Raw genomic sequence first — 19,970 nt, 5'->3', positions numbered from 1 at the left:
TCTTCGCCAGACCATCAGATGCGTTGATTGTCTTTCATCAACAAAGCGGTCATTGCGGAAATCAGGCATCCAGCCAGCAAATAAATGGCGACGCTATGCCAGTCCCCGGAAAAATAAGTAATAAGAGCGGTGGCAATAAAAGGGGTAAATCCTCCACCTACCACACTGGCAACTTGATATCCGACCCCAGCGCCGCTGTAGCGATAACTGGCACCAAACATCTCTGTGAACATCGGTTGCTGCACACAAACCACCATGTCATGCGCAATATTCGCCAGCATAATGGAGAAGAAGACTATCCAGAAAATGGATTGAGCCTCGAGCGCCATGAAGAAAGGAAACGCGCTTAAGGTTCCGATAACTGCACCAGTGATATAAACCCTGCGGCGACCAAAACGATCGGCAAGCCAGGCAAAACAGGGAATTGTCAGGCAGCTTAACCCTCCCACCAGCAAACCAATATTCAGGAATAATTCGCGTGGCAGCCCCATATTCTGGGTTGAGTAGTTAAGCGCAAAGGCGGTAACGATATACATCGTCAGCAACTCGCACAGTCGCAGCGCAATAATCTTCAGAAAAGCCCCTGGATGTAGTAACAGTGCCTGGATAACAGGGATTCGCTTTTTCACTGCCGCTTGATTATGTTGCTGTTGCTCAAATTCAGCGGATTCCTCCATACCATTACGCACCCACAATGCCCCCAACACCAGTACGGTGCTAAACAGGAAAGGAATGCGCCAGCCCCAGCTCAAAAACTGCTCGTCAGTCGTCATCATACTAATCAGAGAAACCAGTCCAGTTGAAAGCAGTAACCCTACACCGTAGCCAACTTGTACACCGCTACTGTAAAAGGCTTTTTTATTTTTCGGCGCGCTTTCAACGGACAGCAATGCTGCGCCTCCCCATTCTCCGCCGACGGCAAATCCCTGAATAGCACGCAGCGTCACCAGTAAAATCGGTGCCCACCAGCCAATAGTCGAGAATGAAGGAAGAATACCAATCAATGCTGTTGCGATCCCCATCATCCAGACAGTCAGCATCAACATGCGCTTACGCCCCAGGCGGTCGCCAAAATGGCCGAAAATGACACCTCCAAGTGGACGGAAAAGGAATCCGACGCCAAAAGTGGCAAATGCTGCGAGAGTTCCCATTGCCGGGCTCACTTGTGGGAAAAACTCTCGATTAAATACCAGTGCTGCAGTAATGCCATAGAGTAAAAAATCGTACCAGTCGACGACGGCACCGGCAAAACTGCCTAATGCAGCTCGTCGGGCGCGACTTAACGAAAGCGTTCCTTCATCGGGACGCGTGGAGATGAGCGTGGAGTCCATAGTGTTCCTGTCTGTACTGTCTTTTTATAATTAGTATGGAAAAAGGTCACTCACATTGCCGTCAATCTATAAACGAACCTTATGAGACTACCGCGACAGAGAGCATCTGCAAATATTTTTATACCTGAAAATGAGCATGGAGGGCGGATAGGGTCTACTGTAATGTGCTGGAAACGAACAAAATTGTGGATTCAGGTGCGTATTAGAAAATCAAAAGACAGAGAAATGTGATCGCTAAGGTAGCACTGGCTACTTGCTGGCGTTATTTTTGCAGATGAATTTTTCGAATTTTCTCAATGAGATTTGTGTCACTGACACGGGGTGGGCTAATTGCTTGAATGATTGGCGGAGAGAGGGGGATTTGAACCCCCGGTAGAGTTGCCCCTACTCCGGTTTTCGAGACCGGTCCGTTCAGCCGCTCCGGCATCTCTCCGTTCAGATTGTTGCAATGATGCCAGGAAATTTGGCATTTTAACAGTCCCTGTCCGTGCAATTTTGTTCAAGTGACGAGTTTGCGAGCAAAACGATGATTAAGTGGCCCTGGAAAGTACAAGAAACCGTTCATGATGATGCAATTCCGTGGAAGGAAGCTCTGTCGATACCTCTTTTGACAAGTTTGACTGAGCAGGAGCAAAACAAATTAGTCACTCTTGCTGGACGTTTTTTGCAACAAAAACGGTTGGTTCCTTTACAAGGGGTTGAACTTGACGCTTTGAAAAGCGGTCGTATCGCCTTGCTGTTTTGTTTACCTGTTATGGAACTGGGGCTGGAATGGCTGGATGGTTTCCATGAAGTGTTAATTTATCCAGCACCATTTGTGGTAGACGATGAATGGGAAGACGATATAGGACTGGTACATAATCAACGCATCGTTCAGTCAGGTCAAAGCTGGCAGCAAGGCCCCATCGTACTGAATTGGCTCGATATACAGGATTCCTTCGATGCCTCTGGGTTTAATCTGATCATCCACGAAGTTGCACATAAACTGGACACCCGGAACGGCGATCGCGCCAGTGGTGTCCCCTTTATTCCTTTACGTGAAGTCGCGGGCTGGGAACACGATCTTCACGCGGCGATGAATAACATTCAGGACGAAATTGAATTAGTGGGCGAAAATGCCTCCAGCATTGATGCTTATGCCGCCAGTGACCCTGCAGAATGTTTTGCCGTGCTTTCCGAATACTTTTTTAGTGCCCCGGAGCTTTTTGCTCCTCGTTTCCCCTCTCTGTGGCAACGTTTCTGCCAATTTTATCAGCAGGAACCGCTGCAAAGACTGCGAAATGCGAATGAACGAGGCACATATTCAGCACCAGATGTTCATTAAATATCAATTTTGTTGCTTAATTAACCGATTGAAATAACGTGTGAATTTTAGTGTTGACACTCGCAGTGTCACTCAGTAATATTCGCCTCGTTCTCACGATTCCTCTGTAGTTCAGTCGGTAGAACGGCGGACTGTTAATCCGTATGTCACTGGTTCGAGTCCAGTCAGAGGAGCCAAATTTTGAAAAGCCTGCTTTCGAGCAGGCTTTTTGCCTTTCGATGTTAGCCATAACCGGGCCCGTATCTAACCTCCCTTAAATCTGATAACTACATCAGGGCTGAATTTTTGCGATACTTCTTTTTATCGTATTTCTGAACTCATCCAGATTGATGTGATCAATATTTTTCCCTACCACAATCGTCTCTGAAATATCTGCCATAGCAGGCCAGCGTGTTTTATAATCGGCATATACTGCGATGACAGGGACATTATAAGCACTTGTCATATGTAAAACAGAAGTATCAGGTGTTATTGCGAGAAAAGCATCTTTTATGACGGCGGCAGAACGTGGTATTGAAGGTGACAATGATAAATGATAGACATTGTCAAAACACTGCGTTAGTTCTATTGCTTTTTCAGTACCATTCGGGCCATGAACAATGACAATTGGCATATTTATTTCATTTTTAATTATAGCTATTAGTTTTTGAGCTATTGAGCCTGAAAAAGTTCGCTCCTGAACACTACCATCAAGATTAAGAGCAATATATGCGCCCAATGAGGTAAGTTCATAACGTACCTCGTTTATTACCTCTTTGTTGATCGGCAGTTCAAATAAGGGGCGGACAGGCGGGAAACCAACCTCTCGCATCATGAATGCCCATGTCATTGGTACTGGCGCCCGAAGAGACTGGTCCATTTTCGACGCCGATTTACATAAGGAGGAATAACATTTCATTGTTAAACCCACCACTTGTAAATTGGTTTTGGCTTTTAAATGACTTATGAACAGCATTGTCTTCAGGTTTTTCTTGCGCATAGCTTCAATGCAGAGATCCGGTGTACCGTATTGATCTCTTATACTTTGCGCCAGACTTTTTATTTCTCTAAAGCTGGCATGATCCTGCATTGTCATACTGACTAATGTTAATTTAGTCTCTTTAAGACAAAGCGAATCAAAAACAGATTTATTAATTGTGGATGCGACAATTAATAAATGTTTTATTTTATGTGATTCCAGCGATCTAATTATGGGGTAAATGGCCATTGCATCACCAATTTGGTCGGGGATGTGAATAACCACAAATTCAGTATTTGTTATATTGATATCTTCACATGAATAATCATAATAGCTGAATGCAATGCGTCTAAAAATTGACACTAACGACATTTCCAACCTCGCTTCCCTACTGGTTAAAACGTGATGGAGTTTATCAGAGATAGTCGTTTTCTAAAATCGCTAAATAGCGAGATAATACATAATTTATTTCTATTATTAATTTTTAATTATTCAATTAAATTATGTTTGTATCGCAAAAATACTTGTATTGCATAGCTTCAATGTACATTTCAATCTGAAGTCGATGCAAAGTGAAGGTAAGAGAAGAGATAAAACGTCAGCAATCAGAGTGATCATCTAAGTGGGGGAAATACCCCCACTTTTTTATTATACCGTAAGTGATGCCCGATTAACCCTGGTATGCAGCCAGCATTTCCTGTGCTGCGAGTTTACCCAGCGCATTCGCTGCAAAAGGACTGTCGCCGGTGAGAAGTTTACGATCCTTATGTACCCGGCCGGTAATATCATCATTGATGATATTCATTCCCATTTTCTTCAGTTCTTCACCAAAGTACCAGGTCAGATGGCCAGGCATATAGCCAATATCTGGCGTTTGTTTGTCTGCGGCGTCAGGGAACGCACAAATGGAATAACCGTTCAGCGGGTTATCACCATGACGAAGTGCCAGAAACGCAGCCGGACCATGGCAGAGAGAGATAACAAAACGGTCATTTTCAACTGCCCATTGTAGAGCGGTTGCAACTTCTTTGCTTTCCGGTAAGCCAATGAGAGCGCCATGACCGCCGGGAACAAAAATTGCTGCGTACTCGCTGTCTGCGTTTAAGTTGGCGACAATATCCGCTAATTTCTTCGGATTGCGGAACAAAGATTTGTGTTGCTCAAAGAATGGCATCACTTTTTCATCTTTGTGCGGCATAGCCCAGTATTCAAACTTCGTCATCAGGCCGGAGATGGTCGCAACTTCGAACTCGAAACCTGCTGCATACAGGTGATACAGCGGCAGCAACGTTTCAATCGGATGGTTGCCCGTAGAGAACAGTTTACCGTTATCGGTCGGCAGATAACGTTCGTCAGCGGCGATCACCAGAATTTTGTGCTTGCCGCTATACGGTTTTGGATAGTCCACTCCATCAAGATCAGATACCGGGCTGGTATACTGACTAAGCGAAAATTCTGAAGGGAAGAACGCATTATCTTCAGCAATATCGATCTGCGGATTCTTACTTGTTTGAACAGTCATAGTGTATTCCTTATTGTAACTTAGGTAGGTTAGTCACTATATTCGCGACTGAGCTGGGTGCTATATTTAACCAGGAGCGTAAAATGAGTCAATATACCGAAAGCGGTAGGAGAGTATGTTAAATATGGTTGGGTAAATACACAGCTATTATCGAATAGTGATCTCACCGATTCCACCTTATTTGCAATAAAAACTCAAAGCGTAGCAATATATTGTAGTCCATTTTTCAGAAAAGATGAGATTGCATATCCTCGTTACAGAGGGGGAGTGCAAAATTCGTAAATGAGATTTTTAGCAAAAAAATAATGATTAAACTGCCCTGTAAGGCCGTGAATCGCGAAAAAATGATGATCCAGATTAAGGTTTAACTGATGGCAGATATGATTAATTACATGGCATCAGATGTGCTAATTACAGGAGCTGCCTGGAGTTGCTCTGCCAGGAGTGGCCAAGGCGCAGCTGATTTAATGTGCCCAATGATGCTGTATTTATGGCGTAAGTATAAAATTTAACAGATAAATTAATTATAACGTAAATTCTTTTTATATTCAGATGTTTTCAGGGATTTTCTATGTACCGAAATATTGTTATTCCGGTGAATGTCTTTTCCCGGGATGATAGAGAGCAAGCATTTTATCATGCGCAATTTTTCGCCAACGTTTCATCAGGGCATGTTCATTTGCTTGGCTTTATACCGGAGTATGTAAGGATACTGGAGCGGGGATATGTTTCTGACATGCATCGTTTGGAATATGTGCTACGTGATCAGGCTTTGCGCCGTTTAGCTACACTGGCAGAACAGTTGGTTTTGCCTGAAGGGTTTATCCATACCTATGTTTATCTTGGGACTCTTCCGGAAGGGGTGAAGGAACTGGCTGAACAGCAACTGGAAGATGTTATTGTGCTGGGAGCTACTCAGGAATTGGGTTTTGTCGATATGCTACGGCAGTTTAGCGTGCCGCTGTTGCTGATTTGATGACGATAAAAAAGCCTGAGTTCGATGAGGGACGAACTCAGGCGGGTATTAGGTTTTTACAGTAACACGCCGAGGCGCGTTGGCTGATTAGAACTGGTAGACTAAGCCTACAGCAACGATATCATCGGTCGCGATGCCATTGTTTGCGTAGAAGTCATCATCGTTGTCCAGCAGGTTGATTTTGTAATCAACATAGGTGGACATGTTTTTGTTGAAGTAGTAGGTCGCACCGACTTCAACGTATTTAACCAGATCTTTGTTAGTGTAATGGTAATTACCGTTATCGTACATTTCTTGACCGCCTAAATCCTTACCTTTTGATTGGAGGTAAGCAATTGACGGACGCAGACCGAAATCGAACTGGTACTGGGCAACAATTTCAAAGTTCTGAGTTTTGTTAGCGATACCACCGCCGCCAAGTTTCCCATCAGTTGAGCGAGATTTGCTGCTACCATAGGCTGTCATGTTACGAGTTTCAGCATACATTGCTGCTAAATATACATTGTTTGCATCGTATTTAGCACCGACAGTCCATGCTTCTGCAGTGCCACCACCAGCATAACTATTGCCATAGAAATGATTGCCATCTCCATACCCGCTAGCAGCTTGGCTATTGGAACGGTCAGAATTAGAGTAAGCAGCACCCAGACTTAAACCAAAGTCGAAGTCATAGGAAGTTGACATACCGAAACCATCGCCATTTTCTTTAGCAAGGCTACGGCCATCCCCGCTGCCAGAGCCTTCTTGGCCAAAGAGACCGTCACTGCCACTTTCATTATTACTCTGATATTGCAGAGCAAAGTTCAGACCATCAACCTGACCGAAGAAGCCATTGTTACGGTAGGTTGCTACACCATTGGTACGGCCGTTCATGAAGTTGTCGGCGCCAGCATAAGTATCGCCACCAAATTCAGGCAGCATATCGGTCCACGCTTCGATATCATACACAACACCGTAGTTACGACCGTAGTCGAAAGTACCGTTCTGACCGAAACCTAAACCAGCGAACGCCAGACGGGTTGCTGAGTTATCACCGTCACCTTCAGTACCATTTGCTTGCAGGTTGTATTCCCACTGACCGTAACCAGTAAACTGGTCAGCGATCTGAGTTTCGCCTTTGAAACCGATACGGGCATATGACATGTCGCCATCAGCGCCCGAGTTGTCAGAAAAATAGTGTAGACCCGCTACTTTTCCGTAGAAATCCAGTTTATTACCATCTTTATTATAGACTTCAGCCGCATTTGCTGCGCCAGCAACTAATAACGCCGGGACCAGCATTGCCAGAACTTTTCTTTTCATTATGTATTCCCTTGTGATTATAATCTTCATGAATATAAAAATAAGTGCCGTTATCCAAAAAAAGCACATTTGGATACTATTCTATGAAGTTCATTTTATTTTAAGAAATACATGTAACAAGTGTATTTAAAAGATTTCAAAATGTTTCTAATCTATTTAATATAATTCACGATTATGAGTTAAAACCACAAATATTCATGGTATTTATGGTTTTATATCAAATATTTATTGGTTTTGGATAAGAATGGATTGCGTCAATGATTGTTTCGCTAAAAATCGTGTGTGATCTTGCGCACATTATAAAACGACATAAAAAAAGCCGGCATCATGCCGGCTCAAAAATATAAACAAGACGATAAAAGGCTAATAACGGAGTTATCATGACACAGAAAACAAAAAAGGTATAATTGTATTCCTCGCTGATATATTGAATTAGTGAATTAATAAAACTACGATCAAAGTTAAATAAAATTTTTAATAGCTGTTTTTCCAGTAATTATTGCCATTGAACAAAAATCATCTATTTGTTCAAAAAATGAATGAGACTTGACTGGCTCAACCGATGTGGAAAAATGTGACTTTCATCACATAATAGGATCAGGTCTTAATTTTCCGGGTTATCTCAAAATGGAGCATGGTTCGACAACAATGGAAGAAAGACTCTCTCGCAGCCCTGGCGGCAAACTGGCTTTGTGGGCTTTCTATACATGGTGTGGCTATTTTGTCTGGGTGATGGCGCGTTACATCTGGGTAATGAGTCGGATCCCCGATGCCCCCGTGTCAGGATTTGAAAGTGATTTAGGTTCAACTGCGGGAAAGTGGTTAGGTGCGTTAGTGGGATTTTTATTTATGGCTATGGTCGGGGCATTGTTAGGTGGTATTGCCTGGTACACCCGACCACGGCCTGCGCGAAGCAGACGCTATGAGTAAAAACTGATAAGGTTGCGCCCCTTTGGCAGCGGAGCGCGTATGAACTTACAACACTGGCAGGCACAATTTGAACGTTGGTTGAAAAACCATCATACACACCAGGACGCGGCTCATGACCTGTGTCATTTTCGTCGCGTCTGGGCGACAGCGCAGAAACTGGCGGCAGATGAAGACGTCGATATGCTGGTCATTTTAACCGCCTGTTATTTTCATGATGTCGTGAGTCTGGCGAAAAATCATCCGCAACGGCAGCGTTCCTCTTTACTGGCGGCAGAAGAAACGCGTCGCATTTTAAGTGCGGAATTTGCTGATTTTCCGTCAGAGAAAATAGACGCCATTTGCCATGCCATCGCGGCACACAGTTTCAGTGCGCAAATTACGCCTTTAACGGTGGAAGCCAAAATCGTGCAGGATGCAGACAGGCTGGAAGCATTAGGTGCGATAGGTCTGGCGCGCGTGTTTGCTGTTTCAGGTTCATTGGGGATGGCGCTATTTGACGGTGAAGATCCGTTCGCGCAACGTCGCCCACTCGATGATAAACGCTACGCGCTGGATCATTTCCAGACGAAGTTGCTGAAACTACCGCAAACTATGCAAACGGCAAAAGGTAAACTGCTGGCACAACATAACGCCCGTTTTCTGGTGGAGTTTATGGCTAAGCTCAGTGCCGAACTGGCGGGCGAGAATGAAGGTGTGGATCATACGGTGATTGATGCGTTTTCGCCGGTTGACTGACCGCGTAGCCCTAAACAGAAGTAATTATGTTAACCTGTCGGCCATCTCAGATGGCCGGTTAAATCTATGCAGGAAAATATATCAGTAACCGATTCATACAGCACCGGGAATGCCGCACAGGCAATGCTGGAGAAACTGCTGCAAATTTATGATGTAAAAACGCTGGTAGCGCAACTTAATAGCGTGGGAGAAAACCACTGGAGTCCGGCGATTTTAAAACGTGCGCTGGCTAACGACTCGGTGTGGCACCGCTTAAGCGAAAAAGAGTTCGCCCATTTGCAAACGTTGTTACCCAAACCGCCAGCACATCATCCGCATTATACGTTTCGCTTTATCGATCTCTTTGCCGGTATTGGAGGCATCCGTCGCGGTTTTGAATCGATTGGCGGTCAGTGTGTATTTACCAGCGAGTGGAATAAACATGCGGTGCGCACCTACAAAGCTAACCATTATTGCGACCCGGCGACGCATCACTTTAATGAAGATATCCGCGACATCACTCTGAGCCATAAAGAGGGTGTGAGCGATGAAGTGGCGGCAGAACATATTCGTCAGCACATTCCTGAACATGATGTTTTATTGGCCGGTTTTCCTTGCCAGCCGTTTTCACTGGCTGGCGTATCGAAAAAGAACTCACTTGGTCGTGCGCACGGTTTCGCTTGCGATACCCAGGGCACGCTGTTCTTTGATGTAGTGCGTATCATCAATGCCCGTCGTCCGGCGATTTTTGTTCTCGAAAACGTCAAAAACCTGAAAAGCCACGACCAGGGCAAAACATTCCGTATCATCATGCAGACGCTGGATGAACTGGGCTATGACGTGGCCGATGCCGAAGATAATGGCCCGGACGATCCGAAAATCATCGACGGCAAACATTTTCTGCCGCAGCACCGAGAGCGCATCGTGCTGGTGGGCTTTCGTCGCGATCTGAATTTGAAAACAGATTTCACCTTGCGGGATATTAGTGACTGCTATCCGGCACAACGTATTACGCTGGCGCAGTTACTGGACCCGGTTGTCGAAGCAAAATATATCCTGACGCCGGTGCTGTGGAAGTACCTCTATCGCTATGCGAAAAAACATCAGGCGCGCGGTAACGGCTTTGGTTACGGAATGGTTTATCCGGACAACCCGCAGAGTGTTACGCGTACGCTTTCTGCCCGTTATTACAAAGATGGTGCGGAAATTTTAATCGATCGCGGCTGGGATATGGCGACAGGTGAGAAAGACTTTGACGATCCGCAGAATCAGCAACATCGTCCACGTCGGTTAACGCCTCGAGAATGCGCACGCTTGATGGGCTTTGAAGCACCCCATGAAGCAAAATTTCGTATTCCGGTTTCTGACACTCAGGCCTATCGCCAGTTCGGCAACTCGGTGGTAGTACCGGTATTTGCTGCAGTGGCAAAATTGCTTGAGCCAAAAATCAAACAGGCGGTGGCGTTGCGTCAGCAAGAGGTACAACATGGCCGACGTTCACGATAAGGCCACGCGTAGCAAAAATATGCGCGCGATTGCCACGCGCGATACGGCAATCGAGAAACGTCTCGCCAGCTTATTAACCGGGCAGGGGCTGGCGTTTCGTGTTCAGGATGCCAGCCTGCCCGGACGCCCGGATTTTGTCCTCGATGAGTATCGCTGTGTAATATTTACACATGGCTGTTTCTGGCATCATCATCACTGTTATCTGTTTAAAGTGCCTGCTACACGCACTGAGTTCTGGCTGGAGAAGATTGGCAAAAATGTAACGCGTGACAAGCGGGACATTAGCCGCTTACAGGAATCAGGTTGGCGTGTATTGATTGTCTGGGAGTGTGCGTTACGCGGACGGGAGAAATTGACCGATGCGGCGCTTGCCGAGCGTCTGGAAGAGTGGATCTGCGGCGAGGGCGCCAGCGCGCAGATCGACACTCTGGGGATTCATTTACTCGCGTGATCCATCCTGAATGACTGGCGCGACAATCGGTTTTGCCGGGAAGAGATATTTTCCCAACGTGACCAGCACCACTGCGAAGACAATCACGCCCAGCGCCAGCCATTCAATCTTCGACAACGTTTCGCCGCCCAGCCCCGTACCCAGCAAGACCGCGACTACGGGGTTAACGTATGCATAGCTGGTGGCGAGAGCCGGGCTGACATTGCGGATTAAATACATATAAGCATTGATGGCGATGATCGAACCAAACAGCGCCAGATACCCGACCGCAAGGAAGCCCGAAAGAGAAGGGAGCTTCGCCAGTTTTTCACCTGCAATCATCGACGCGATCATTAACACCACTCCAGCCGCCAGCATCTCAATGGCGCCCGCCATCATTCCTACTGGTAGGGTAATGCGCGAGCCATAAACCGAACCAAACGCCCAACTCACAGAACCGATCAAAATCAGAATCGCTCCCCACGGATTGCCGCTTAAATTACCGCCGCTATTGAGCATGATGATTCCGGCAAGCCCAATGGCGATACCCACCCATTCCAGCTTGCGCGTTTTAATGCCAAACAGGCGACTGAAACAGAGAGTAAAGAGAGGTACTGTTGCCACCACCACGGCGGCAATGCCGGAAGGAACATTTTGATGTTCAGCCACCGTTACCATACCGTTACCGACAGCAAGCAGTAATAAACCAATCAACGCGGCATTAAGCAGGGGACGCAGTGGCGGCAATTTGTGCCCACGCAGCAGTAAAAAGGCCATTAATAAAATACCGGCAGCCAGAAACCGCACGCCTGCCATCATTAACGGTGGCCAGCTTTCAACCCCAATCCGAATGACAAAATAGGTTGAGCCCCAAATGATATACAACGCAAACAGCGCGCCAAAAAGCGGTAACAACTGGCGGAAACGCATAATCCCTCACGATGGAAATAAAAAGGCGGTTCATAGTAAACGTGAAAATCATTTCGCTGGCGAGAGATATAATTGTGTTTGATTGTTAAAAAAATGTTGACCTGTGAAGCAAGTATCAGCCGGGCCGATTTTGCTTCATACTTAGCGCGTCAACGATAAAAATGAGAGGGAATGCTTTTGGCCGGGAGTAGTTTACTGACATTGCTCGATGATATCGCCACTTTGCTGGACGATATCTCCGTGATGGGCAAGCTGGCGGCGAAGAAAACCGCCGGTGTATTAGGGGATGACTTGTCGCTCAATGCGCAGCAAGTTTCAGGTGTGCGCGCCAATCGGGAGTTGCCCGTGGTCTGGGGCGTGGCGAAAGGATCGCTTATCAACAAAGTGATTCTGGTGCCGCTGGCGCTGATCATCAGTGCTTTTATCCCGTGGGCGATTACGCCACTGTTGATGATTGGTGGCGCATTTCTCTGCTTTGAAGGGGTAGAGAAGGTGCTGCATATGCTGGAGGCGCGTAAGCACAAAGATGATCCGGCGCAAAGTCAGCAGCGTCTGGAGGCACTGGCGGCGCAAGATCCACTGAAGTTTGAAAAGGACAAAATAAAAGGGGCGATTCGAACCGATTTTATTTTGTCTGCGGAAATCGTTGCCATCACGCTGGGGATTGTGGCGGAAGCGCCGTTGCTTAATCAGGTGCTGGTACTTTCAGGGATCGCACTGGTCGTGACCGTGGGTGTTTATGGTCTGGTGGGTATCATCGTTAAGATTGATGATTTGGGCTACTGGCTGGTGGAAAAATCCAGTACGGTTATGCAAGCGACAGGCAAGGGGTTGTTGATTATTGCCCCCTGGCTGATGAAAGCGTTATCGATAGTCGGTACGTTGGCGATGTTCCTGGTCGGCGGCGGTATTGTGATACATGGCATCGCGCCGCTGCATCATGCGATTGAACATTTCGCCGGGCAGCAGAGTGCGCTGGTCGCAATGATATTACCGACTGTTTTAAATCTGATTCTTGGTTTTATCATCGGTGGTATCGTCGTGTTGGGAGTGAAAACGATAGCGAAATTGCGCGGTCAGGCACATTAATATTCTCATTGGCTATTATGCAAAATTCGCCATTCTCGACTAAGGTGAACAAGTTTCACTCGAAAAAAGGAGGCGAGTATGAGCTTTGTGGTTAGTGAGGAAGTGACGGTCAAAGAGGGCGGCCCGAAGATGATTGTTACTGGGTATTCCAGCGGCATGGTTGAGTGTCGGTGGTATGACGGTTACGGTGTCAAACAGGAAGCCTTTCATGAAACTGAGCTTGTTCCGGGGGAGAGGCGTCGTTCGGCGGAAGAAGCCTGAAAGCGTATAATTAACACCAAGCCGGATAAGGCATTCATGCCGCATCCGGCTGTTGTGCCAATGTCTGCATTGAATGCCTGATGCGCCTTATCATGGCAACATTATAAAATTATTGCTGTTTGGCGGTACGTTATCGCCAGGTTATGCCAGAATCATAAGAAAGCAGGTTGGGAGTCGTCAGGGTGCAGCACGAGACAGAAATGGAAAACCAGAGCTGGCTGAAAAAACTCGCGCGCCGCCTGGGGCCTGGTCATGTCGTTAATCTCTGCTTTATTGTGGTGTTGATCTTCTCAACGTTACTTACATGGCGTGAAGTGGTGGTTCTGGAAGATGCCTATATTTCAAGCCAGCGTAACCATCTGGAAAATGTTGCCAACGCGCTTGATAAACAACTGCAATATAACGTTGATAAATTATTGTTTTTACGTAACGGGATGCGTGAAGCCCTCGTTGCGCCGCTCGATTTCACTTCTCTGCGCAATGCCGTTACCGAGTTCGAACAACGTCGCGATGAACATGCCTGGCAGATAGAACTCAACAGACGGCGCACCTTGCCAGTAAACGGTGTCTCGGATGCGTTAGTCAGTGAGGGGAGTCTGCTTTCCCGCGAAAATGAATCCCTGGATAATGAAATTACCGCCGCGCTGGAAGTTGGTTACTTACTGCGTCTGGCGCACAACTCCTCATCAATGGTTGAACAAGCGATGTATGTCTCGCGCGCCGGATTTTACGTTTCGACGCAGCCGACGCTATTTATGCGTAATGTGCCTGGGCGTTACTACGAATTTGTCACCCAACCCTGGTTTATCGGTCATTCACAACGAGAAAACCGTCAACGTGCGGTGCGTTGGTTTACCTCTCAGCATGAGCATAACAATGCTACTGAACCACAGGTCACTGTAAGCGTGCCGGTCGATAATAATAATTACTGGTATGGCGTATTGGGGATGAGTATTCCCGTGCGTTCAATGCAGCAATTTTTACAAAATGCTATCGATAAAAATCTCGATGGCGAATATCAACTCTATGACAGCAAACTGAAATTATTGACCTCATCTAACCCGGACCATCCTGGCGAAGATCTCTTTGATCCTCGTGAACTGGCATCACTTGCGCAGGACATTGAACACGATACGCGCGGTGGTATTCGGATGAACAGCCGCTATGTTAGCTGGGAACGGCTGGATCATTTCGATGGCGTATTAGTGCGTATCCATACGCTTAGTGAAGGTGTACGTGGTGATTTTGGCAGCATAAGTATTGCATTAACCCTGCTGTGGGCGCTCTTCACCACCATGCTACTTATCTCCTGGTATGTGATTCGCCAGATGGTAAGCAATATGTTTGTCCTGCAAAGCTCGCTGCAATGGCAAGCGTGGCACGACACCTTAACCCGCATGTATAACCGTGGTGCACTGTTCGAAAAAGCGCGCCCGCTTGCTAAATTGTGCCAGACACACAAACATCCTTTTTCTGTCATTCAGGTCGACCTTGACCATTTTAAAGCGATTAATGACCGCTTTGGTCACCAGGCAGGCGATCGTGTGTTGTCACATGCCGCCGGATTAATTAGTCGTTCATTGCGAGCCCAGGATGTTGCCGGACGAGTTGGCGGCGAGGAGTTTTGTGTGATTCTGCCGGGCGCTAACCTGGAGCAGGCAAAAGAAGTTGCCGAACGCATTCGTCTGAAGCTGAATGAAAAAGAGATGTTGATTGCCAAGAGCAAAACCATCCGCATTAGTGCTTCGTTGGGGGTGAGCAGCAGCGAGGAAACCGGCGATTATGATTTTGAACAATTACAGTCGCTTGCCGATCGTCGGCTTTATCTCGCTAAACAGGCAGGGCGTAATCGGGTTTTTGCGAGCGATAACGCTTAACGAGCGGTGAAAAAGTGATCCAGTCCTTCGCGCCAGCCTTCCGGTCCTTCTCGCTGCGTTCGCCAGACCCTGGCAGGCTCCTCATTTTGCAGATGAACACCTTCCCGGTTTAGCCCTTTCACAATGACTGCGTAATCCATCACCTCCAGTAAGGGGGCATCATTTGGACCATCGCCTAAGCCGATCGTCGTCGGACGTTCTCCCCCTGATTGTTGATATATTGCGATGATCCAGTTAGCTGCCTGATCTTTTCCGGCAGAGGCATCCAGTACATGCCAGAAGCGAGCGCCTTGTACAAACTGTAACCCCAGCTCGTTCAGGCGGGCGGTAAATTGCGCCATCCGCTCGTCACTGTCGCGCCAGATGAGCGTGACTGAGGCTTCATGCAACTGCGTCAGCGCCGCCTGGCTGCGGCTTAATCCCGTCCATTCCGCAATGGTTGTATCATCGACATCATCAAAGGTGGTGAATTTGAAATGTTCTTTCTCGCGCAGCGTATTCAACACCAGACTGATTTCACTATGGGCAATGCCCGAGATGATCCGGGGAAAACCGTCGATATCTTGCCATTGATGATCCAGTTGGATCACCGCGCCGTTTTCGGCAATCATCGGCAACCCTTGTAGCCCCACGTTTTTTTGCAGGTACAGCATTTCCGCTGACGTTTTACTGCTACAGAGAATCACAGGCACACCTGCTTCCCGTAAACGGTTTAACCAGGGAGCGGCAGGCTGCCAGTCATAACTATGACTATCTAACAGGGTGCCATCGAGATCGGTGAAAATCAGCAGTGGTTGTTGAATTGAAAGCATGGTAGCGCATACTCCCTTTACCTGGATGTTTCTCAAAATAGCACGATTTGTATTTGATCATTTTTCGGGAGCGATCCCGCTCGTAGCAGAGCTCGTAAGGGGTGACGGAAGTCACAGTTCCATTCATTAATGACATTAATCATTCGCGCAAAGAATATTTCCTTGTCAGCGAAAAAAATTGCAGATAAGGTGATGAACACATCAGATTTCCTGGTGTAACGAATTTTTTAAGTGCTTCTTGCTTAAGCAAGTTTGATCCCGACCCCCACAAGGGTCGGGATTTTTTTATGTTGCATTTAGCGGTTCACTTCCGAGACGCTAAAGTCATGGATGTCCAGCTCAAAGGCATCCGCTAATTCACGCCATGTATGATATTCACGCCCATCAACGCTGACGTGCTCAGAATCGCTCTGGCTGCGATGAACTTCGCTTTCGCTAATTTCATTGATCGCCGCCAGCAGGGCATCGACATCGACGCTGACCTCTCGTTTTGCGGTATCGCTGTACTCTTTTGCGGTCTTCATCATCTTTCCTCGCAACCGTTACTCATTTGTTGCTGCCGACCGTTATGTCAGCCTGGCATCTCTTAAGTATAGACCGTCGAGAAAATCAGCACTCGCGTGCGCCCGGCGCTGCCAGAAAAACGAAATTGTTCTACACTGGCACAAAGCCACAGGAGGAAAACGATGAAGGTGAATGATCGGGTAACAGTCAAAACGGATGGCGGTCCGCGTCGTCCTGGCGTGGTACTGGCAGTTGAGGAGTTTAGTGAAGGCACAATGTACCTGGTTTCGCTGGAAGACTACCCGCTCGGCATCTGGTTCTTTAATGAGGCAGGGCATCAGGACGGTATCTTTGTGGAGAAAGCAGAGTAATTTTATTCAGTCTGACTGGTGGGAAACCACCAGTCAGAATGTTTTAGCGCATGTTGACAAAAATACCATTAGTCACATTATCCGTCAGTCGGACGACATGATAGATAACCTGTTTATTATGCGTTTTGATCTTACGTTTAATATTGCCTTTATGTGATGAAACGGTCTTGGCTTTGATATTCATTTGGTCGGAGATTTGAATGGTTCCCTGACCTGCCATCCACATTCGCAACATACTCGATTCGGTTCGACTCAATGATAATGTCGGCATATTTAAAACAGTGGCCATCGTTGTCTCTTTTTTCAGAATATCGCCAAGGATATCATCGAGAGATTCCGGTTTAATCGATTTGGAACTGATCAATAAATTTTTTCTGACCAACAGATATTCATCAAAATGAACGTTGGCAATCGCCATAAAAACGATAAATAACGTATTGGGATGTTGATTAATGATGTGCTTGATGCGTTGACTGTTAGAAGTATCGTGGATAAAACAGTCCTCATTAATAAACACCACTGAAGGGCGCTGTGAATCACAAGCGATGGCAAGGTCATCAACGGTTTCGATGTCGTTGATTTCTCTTTTTTTAACCCCTCTACTCAACAGATACCCGGTTAAACCTAGTCGGGTGTAACTACATAAATCCATAATAATCGTTGACATGGCATACCCTCACTCAATGCGTAACGATAATTCCCCTTACCTGAATATTTCATCATGACTAAACGGAACAACATGGGTCACCTAATGCGCCACTCTCGCGATTTTTCAGGCGGACTTACTATCCCGTAAAGTGTTGTATAATTTGCCTGGAATTGTCTTAAAGTAAAGTAAATGTTGCGATATGTGAGTGAGCTTAAAACAAATATTTCGCCACAGGAGTATCCTGGAAGATGTTGTCTGATTTTATTTTTCAGATAATCCTTAGGATAACACGATAAACATTACGGAATCATATTGCTGGAAATTCGCTAATAATGTCCGCTAGTAAATTAAAAATTTCACTAAATAAATGTTCGCAAAATGGAGCAATTAACGGCATTAATGCTGCCATTAATGAAATGCCGACCGTCAGCGTTAATGGAAAACCGATAACGAAAATTGATAATTGCGGAGCCATACGATTAAGCAATCCCAGCGCCAGATTCAGCGTCAGCAGCAGGGTAATAAGCGGTAATGCCAGCATAAATCCGTTGAGAAAAATCAAACTTCCCGCTTTGGTGAGTGCCAGAAAAGCATTGCTGTTAAGCGGTTCGCCACCAATCGGCAGGGTGTGAAAGGTATCGACCAGCAGCGAAATCAACCATAAATGACCGTTAAATGTCAGGAACAGCAGTAACGCCAGCATATCCATGATGCGCGCTAAGACGGGCATATTGAGATGGCTACCAGGATCCACAAACGTCGCAAATGACAGCCCCATTTGCAGACCGATAATTTCGCCTGCGGTTCGTACAGCGGCAAAGGCAAATTGCATGGTAAAGCCAAGCGCAATGCCAATCAGGATCTGCTGCATTGCCAGCCACAGGGCATTAAACGAAAAAATGGAAACATCGTTGGCAGGTAATGCCGGAGCTATGGCGAACGTGATCATCATTGCGAGACCCAGTTTCACCCGTTTCGGCACGCTGCGTTCGCTCAAAATGGGCGCGGTAGAAATGAGCGCCAGCACGCGCAGTAATGGCCAGAAATACAGGCTTAACCAGGAAAGCCATTGATCGCTTGTCACCTGCAACATAGTACGGGTTACCCGATGATATACGGCAGGTTAGTGAACAAGGTGCGGACGTAATCCAGCAACAGGTTGAGCATCCACGGTCCGGCAATAATAATGGCGATAAATACGGCGATAATTTTCGGAATAAACGATAGCGTCATTTCGTTAATCTGCGTGGCAGCCTGCAAAATGCTGATGATAAGGCCAGTGACCAGCGCCACCAGCAGCAGCGGGGCAGCCAGCGCCAGCGCGACTTTCATCGCTTCTGTCCCCATCATCATGACCGATTCGGGTGTCATTTTACCTCTCTAGCTGTAAAAGCTCTGCGCCAGCGAACCGACAAGCAATTGCCAGCCATCCACCAGCACAAACAGCATCAGTTTAAAGGGCAGAGCAATGGTGGCGGGTGGAACCATCATCATCCCCAACGCCATCAAAACGCTGGCAATCACCAGATCGATAATCAAAAAAGGAATGAAAATCGTGAAGCCTATCTGGAATGCAGTTTTTAACTCGCTGGTCACGTAGGCCGGGAGCAAAATGCGCATCGGCACAGCCTCCGGTCCCTGCAACGGGCCAGTATTCGCCAGTCTGGCAAACAACCCTAAATCCGCCTCGCGGGTCTGACGCAGCATAAATTCACGCAGCGGCTGCGCCCCTTTTTCCAGCGCCTCCTGCATGGAGATTTTCTCTTCGCTGAATGGCTGGTATGCATCGACATAAATTTTGTCGATCACCGGAGACATAATAAAAAAGGTCAAAAACAGCGCCAGCCCCAGCAATACCTGGTTGGGCGGCGCGGAGGGCGTTCCCAGCGCGTTACGTAATAAACCAAAAACAATGATGATGCGGGTGAAGCTGGTCATCATCAGTAAAATCGCCGGAATAAACGTCAATGAGGTGATGAACACCAGCGTCTGCACCGGGAGCGACCAGCTTTGTCCACCGCCAGGTAGCGGCTGGCTGGTGATACCAGGCAGTTGCGCGAACGCGAGGGGCGTAACCAGCCAGAGAAGAACCGGCGCGACAGACAACAAACGACGCATCAGGATCTCCCGCTACGCTTGAGCAAGTTTTTCATGACCGACTGAAAATCGGCCTGTGGTATCTCTTCTGTGGGTGCTGAAGGGGGAAGTTTATGCAGCAAATTGATTTGCCCTGCGGTAACGCCGAGCACCAGCCGCGCATCGTCCACATCGACCACCACGACCCGTTCACGCGCGCCCAGCGAGGCGCTGGCGCTAATTTTCAGACCGTTAATGCCAGTGCGTTTAGGGGCAAATCCCAGCCGTTTTACCAGCCAGGCAGCAGCGAGGATCAGGACAATAATGGCAATCAGTGCGCCACTCACCTGAAGGAGCGGCGCGGTGGAAACTGGCGCAGAAGATTGCACAGTGGCGTGGTTATTCATC

At 47.1% G+C, this 19,970-nt stretch carries 22 protein-coding genes and 2 tRNA genes; 11 read left to right on the top strand and 13 right to left on the bottom strand.

Annotated elements, in window-relative coordinates; translation table 11 throughout:
* Positions 1-14: 14 nt before the first annotated feature.
* Both shiA and A7Z06_RS07560 read right to left on the bottom strand, forming a co-directional pair.
* A complete protein-coding gene (shiA, locus tag A7Z06_RS07565) occupies positions 15-1,331 on the bottom strand; it encodes a shikimate transporter (RefSeq protein WP_000378580.1) in 1,317 nt (438 codons plus the stop codon).
* A 343-nt stretch (positions 1,332-1,674) separates the two neighbouring features.
* Positions 1,675-1,764: transfer RNA gene (locus A7Z06_RS07560), tRNA-Ser, on the bottom strand.
* A gap of 93 nt (positions 1,765-1,857) precedes the next feature.
* On the opposite strand from A7Z06_RS07560, the gene mtfA reads away from it, so the two are divergent.
* Together mtfA and A7Z06_RS07550 are read left to right on the top strand one after the other, a co-directional pair.
* Positions 1,858-2,655, top strand: a complete 798-nt coding sequence (gene mtfA, locus A7Z06_RS07555; RefSeq protein ID WP_024165184.1) for a DgsA anti-repressor MtfA — start codon at positions 1,858-1,860, stop codon at positions 2,653-2,655.
* Between the two features lie 100 nt (positions 2,656-2,755).
* Positions 2,756-2,831, top strand: a tRNA-Asn gene (locus tag A7Z06_RS07550).
* A 95-nt stretch (positions 2,832-2,926) separates the two neighbouring features.
* On the opposite strand, the gene A7Z06_RS07545 is transcribed toward A7Z06_RS07550, so the two are convergent.
* Both A7Z06_RS07545 and hchA read right to left on the bottom strand, forming a co-directional pair.
* Positions 2,927-3,985 carry a glycosyltransferase family 9 protein gene (locus A7Z06_RS07545; RefSeq protein ID WP_105279380.1) on the bottom strand — a complete coding sequence of 353 codons (1,059 nt, stop codon included), beginning with the start codon at positions 3,983-3,985 and terminating at the stop codon, positions 2,927-2,929.
* A gap of 298 nt (positions 3,986-4,283) precedes the next feature.
* Positions 4,284-5,135 carry a glyoxalase III HchA gene (gene hchA, locus A7Z06_RS07540; RefSeq protein ID WP_000218185.1) on the bottom strand — a complete coding sequence of 284 codons (852 nt, stop codon included), beginning with the start codon at positions 5,133-5,135 and terminating at the stop codon, positions 4,284-4,286.
* Between the two features lie 571 nt (positions 5,136-5,706).
* Here hchA and A7Z06_RS07535 point away from each other — a divergent pair.
* The gene (locus A7Z06_RS07535; RefSeq protein WP_024165183.1) at positions 5,707-6,111 is read left to right on the top strand and encodes a universal stress protein; all 405 of its coding nucleotides are present in this window, start codon (positions 5,707-5,709) and stop codon (positions 6,109-6,111) included.
* A gap of 87 nt (positions 6,112-6,198) precedes the next feature.
* On the opposite strand, the gene ompC is transcribed toward A7Z06_RS07535, so the two are convergent.
* Complete coding sequence (gene ompC / locus A7Z06_RS07530; protein WP_000824400.1) at positions 6,199-7,413, bottom strand: porin OmpC; 1,215 nt, start codon at positions 7,411-7,413, stop codon at positions 6,199-6,201.
* Between the two features lie 648 nt (positions 7,414-8,061).
* Between ompC and drpB the strand changes: the two genes are divergently transcribed.
* The 4 genes from drpB (at position 8,062) to vsr (ending at position 11,014) form a co-directional block, all read left to right on the top strand.
* The gene (gene drpB, locus A7Z06_RS07525; protein WP_016158467.1) at positions 8,062-8,343 is read left to right on the top strand and encodes a cell division protein DrpB; all 282 of its coding nucleotides are present in this window, start codon (positions 8,062-8,064) and stop codon (positions 8,341-8,343) included.
* Between the two features lie 39 nt (positions 8,344-8,382).
* On the top strand, positions 8,383-9,078 hold the full coding sequence (locus A7Z06_RS07520) for a phosphohydrolase (RefSeq protein ID WP_001053189.1): 696 nt from the start codon (positions 8,383-8,385) through the stop codon (positions 9,076-9,078).
* A 66-nt stretch (positions 9,079-9,144) separates the two neighbouring features.
* Positions 9,145-10,563, top strand: a complete 1,419-nt coding sequence (gene dcm / locus A7Z06_RS07515) for a DNA-cytosine methyltransferase (RefSeq protein WP_001157280.1) — start codon at positions 9,145-9,147, stop codon at positions 10,561-10,563.
* Positions 10,544-11,014 carry a VSPR family DNA mismatch endonuclease gene (gene vsr, locus A7Z06_RS07510; protein WP_000785993.1) on the top strand — a complete coding sequence of 157 codons (471 nt, stop codon included), beginning with the start codon at positions 10,544-10,546 and terminating at the stop codon, positions 11,012-11,014. Before dcm ends, vsr begins: the two co-directional genes overlap by 20 nt.
* Here the strand turns inward: vsr and yedA are convergent.
* On the bottom strand, positions 11,003-11,923 hold the full coding sequence (gene yedA / locus A7Z06_RS07505) for a drug/metabolite exporter YedA (RefSeq protein ID WP_001212251.1): 921 nt from the start codon (positions 11,921-11,923) through the stop codon (positions 11,003-11,005). The two genes, vsr and yedA, sit on opposite strands and share 12 nt — an antisense overlap.
* Positions 11,924-12,094: 171 nt before the next feature.
* Between yedA and A7Z06_RS07500 the strand changes: the two genes are divergently transcribed.
* The 3 genes from A7Z06_RS07500 (at position 12,095) to dgcQ (ending at position 15,150) form a co-directional block, all read left to right on the top strand.
* Complete coding sequence (locus A7Z06_RS07500; RefSeq protein WP_000922671.1) at positions 12,095-13,012, top strand: DUF808 domain-containing protein; 918 nt, start codon at positions 12,095-12,097, stop codon at positions 13,010-13,012.
* Between the two features lie 78 nt (positions 13,013-13,090).
* Positions 13,091-13,273, top strand: coding sequence for a YodC family protein (locus tag A7Z06_RS07495; protein WP_000011629.1), 183 nt, complete (start codon positions 13,091-13,093; stop codon positions 13,271-13,273).
* A 182-nt stretch (positions 13,274-13,455) separates the two neighbouring features.
* A complete protein-coding gene (dgcQ, locus tag A7Z06_RS07485) occupies positions 13,456-15,150 on the top strand; it encodes a cellulose biosynthesis regulator diguanylate cyclase DgcQ (protein WP_077629652.1) in 1,695 nt (564 codons plus the stop codon).
* On the opposite strand, the gene A7Z06_RS07480 is transcribed toward dgcQ, so the two are convergent.
* On the bottom strand, positions 15,147-15,962 hold the full coding sequence (locus A7Z06_RS07480) for a mannosyl-3-phosphoglycerate phosphatase-related protein (RefSeq protein WP_000949101.1): 816 nt from the start codon (positions 15,960-15,962) through the stop codon (positions 15,147-15,149). The genes dgcQ and A7Z06_RS07480 overlap by 4 nt on opposite strands.
* Positions 15,963-16,258: 296 nt before the next feature.
* Positions 16,259-16,486 carry a peroxide/acid resistance protein YodD gene (yodD, locus tag A7Z06_RS07475; protein WP_010346997.1) on the bottom strand — a complete coding sequence of 76 codons (228 nt, stop codon included), beginning with the start codon at positions 16,484-16,486 and terminating at the stop codon, positions 16,259-16,261.
* Between the two features lie 162 nt (positions 16,487-16,648).
* Between yodD and dsrB the strand changes: the two genes are divergently transcribed.
* Positions 16,649-16,837: a protein DsrB gene (dsrB, locus tag A7Z06_RS07465; protein WP_000867217.1), complete on the top strand. Its 189-nt coding sequence runs from the start codon at positions 16,649-16,651 to the stop codon at positions 16,835-16,837.
* A 43-nt stretch (positions 16,838-16,880) separates the two neighbouring features.
* Here the strand turns inward: dsrB and rcsA are convergent, their stop codons facing one another.
* The 5 genes from rcsA to fliO form a co-directional block, all read right to left on the bottom strand.
* A complete protein-coding gene (gene rcsA, locus A7Z06_RS07460) occupies positions 16,881-17,504 on the bottom strand; it encodes a transcriptional regulator RcsA (RefSeq protein WP_000104005.1) in 624 nt (207 codons plus the stop codon).
* Positions 17,505-17,793: 289 nt separating this feature from the next.
* Positions 17,794-18,579: a flagellar biosynthetic protein FliR gene (gene fliR, locus A7Z06_RS07455; RefSeq protein ID WP_000942311.1), complete on the bottom strand. Its 786-nt coding sequence runs from the start codon at positions 18,577-18,579 to the stop codon at positions 17,794-17,796.
* A gap of 8 nt (positions 18,580-18,587) precedes the next feature.
* Positions 18,588-18,857 carry a flagellar biosynthesis protein FliQ gene (fliQ, locus tag A7Z06_RS07450; protein ID WP_000187358.1) on the bottom strand — a complete coding sequence of 90 codons (270 nt, stop codon included), beginning with the start codon at positions 18,855-18,857 and terminating at the stop codon, positions 18,588-18,590.
* A gap of 9 nt (positions 18,858-18,866) precedes the next feature.
* Positions 18,867-19,604: a flagellar type III secretion system pore protein FliP gene (gene fliP, locus A7Z06_RS07445; protein WP_001253450.1), complete on the bottom strand. Its 738-nt coding sequence runs from the start codon at positions 19,602-19,604 to the stop codon at positions 18,867-18,869.
* Complete coding sequence (gene fliO, locus A7Z06_RS07440) at positions 19,604-19,969, bottom strand: flagellar biosynthetic protein FliO (RefSeq protein ID WP_010346992.1); 366 nt, start codon at positions 19,967-19,969, stop codon at positions 19,604-19,606. The genes fliP and fliO overlap by 1 nt, the downstream gene beginning before the upstream one ends.
* Between the last annotated feature and the right edge of the window lies 1 nt (position 19,970).

It is taken from the genome of Escherichia sp. MOD1-EC6819 (assembly GCF_002965765.1).
GTDB classification, from domain to species: Bacteria; Pseudomonadota; Gammaproteobacteria; order Enterobacterales; family Enterobacteriaceae; genus Escherichia; species Escherichia ruysiae.
Note: the sequence above shows the minus strand (reverse complement) of the source record. Positions and strands in the feature narration are given on the sequence as shown.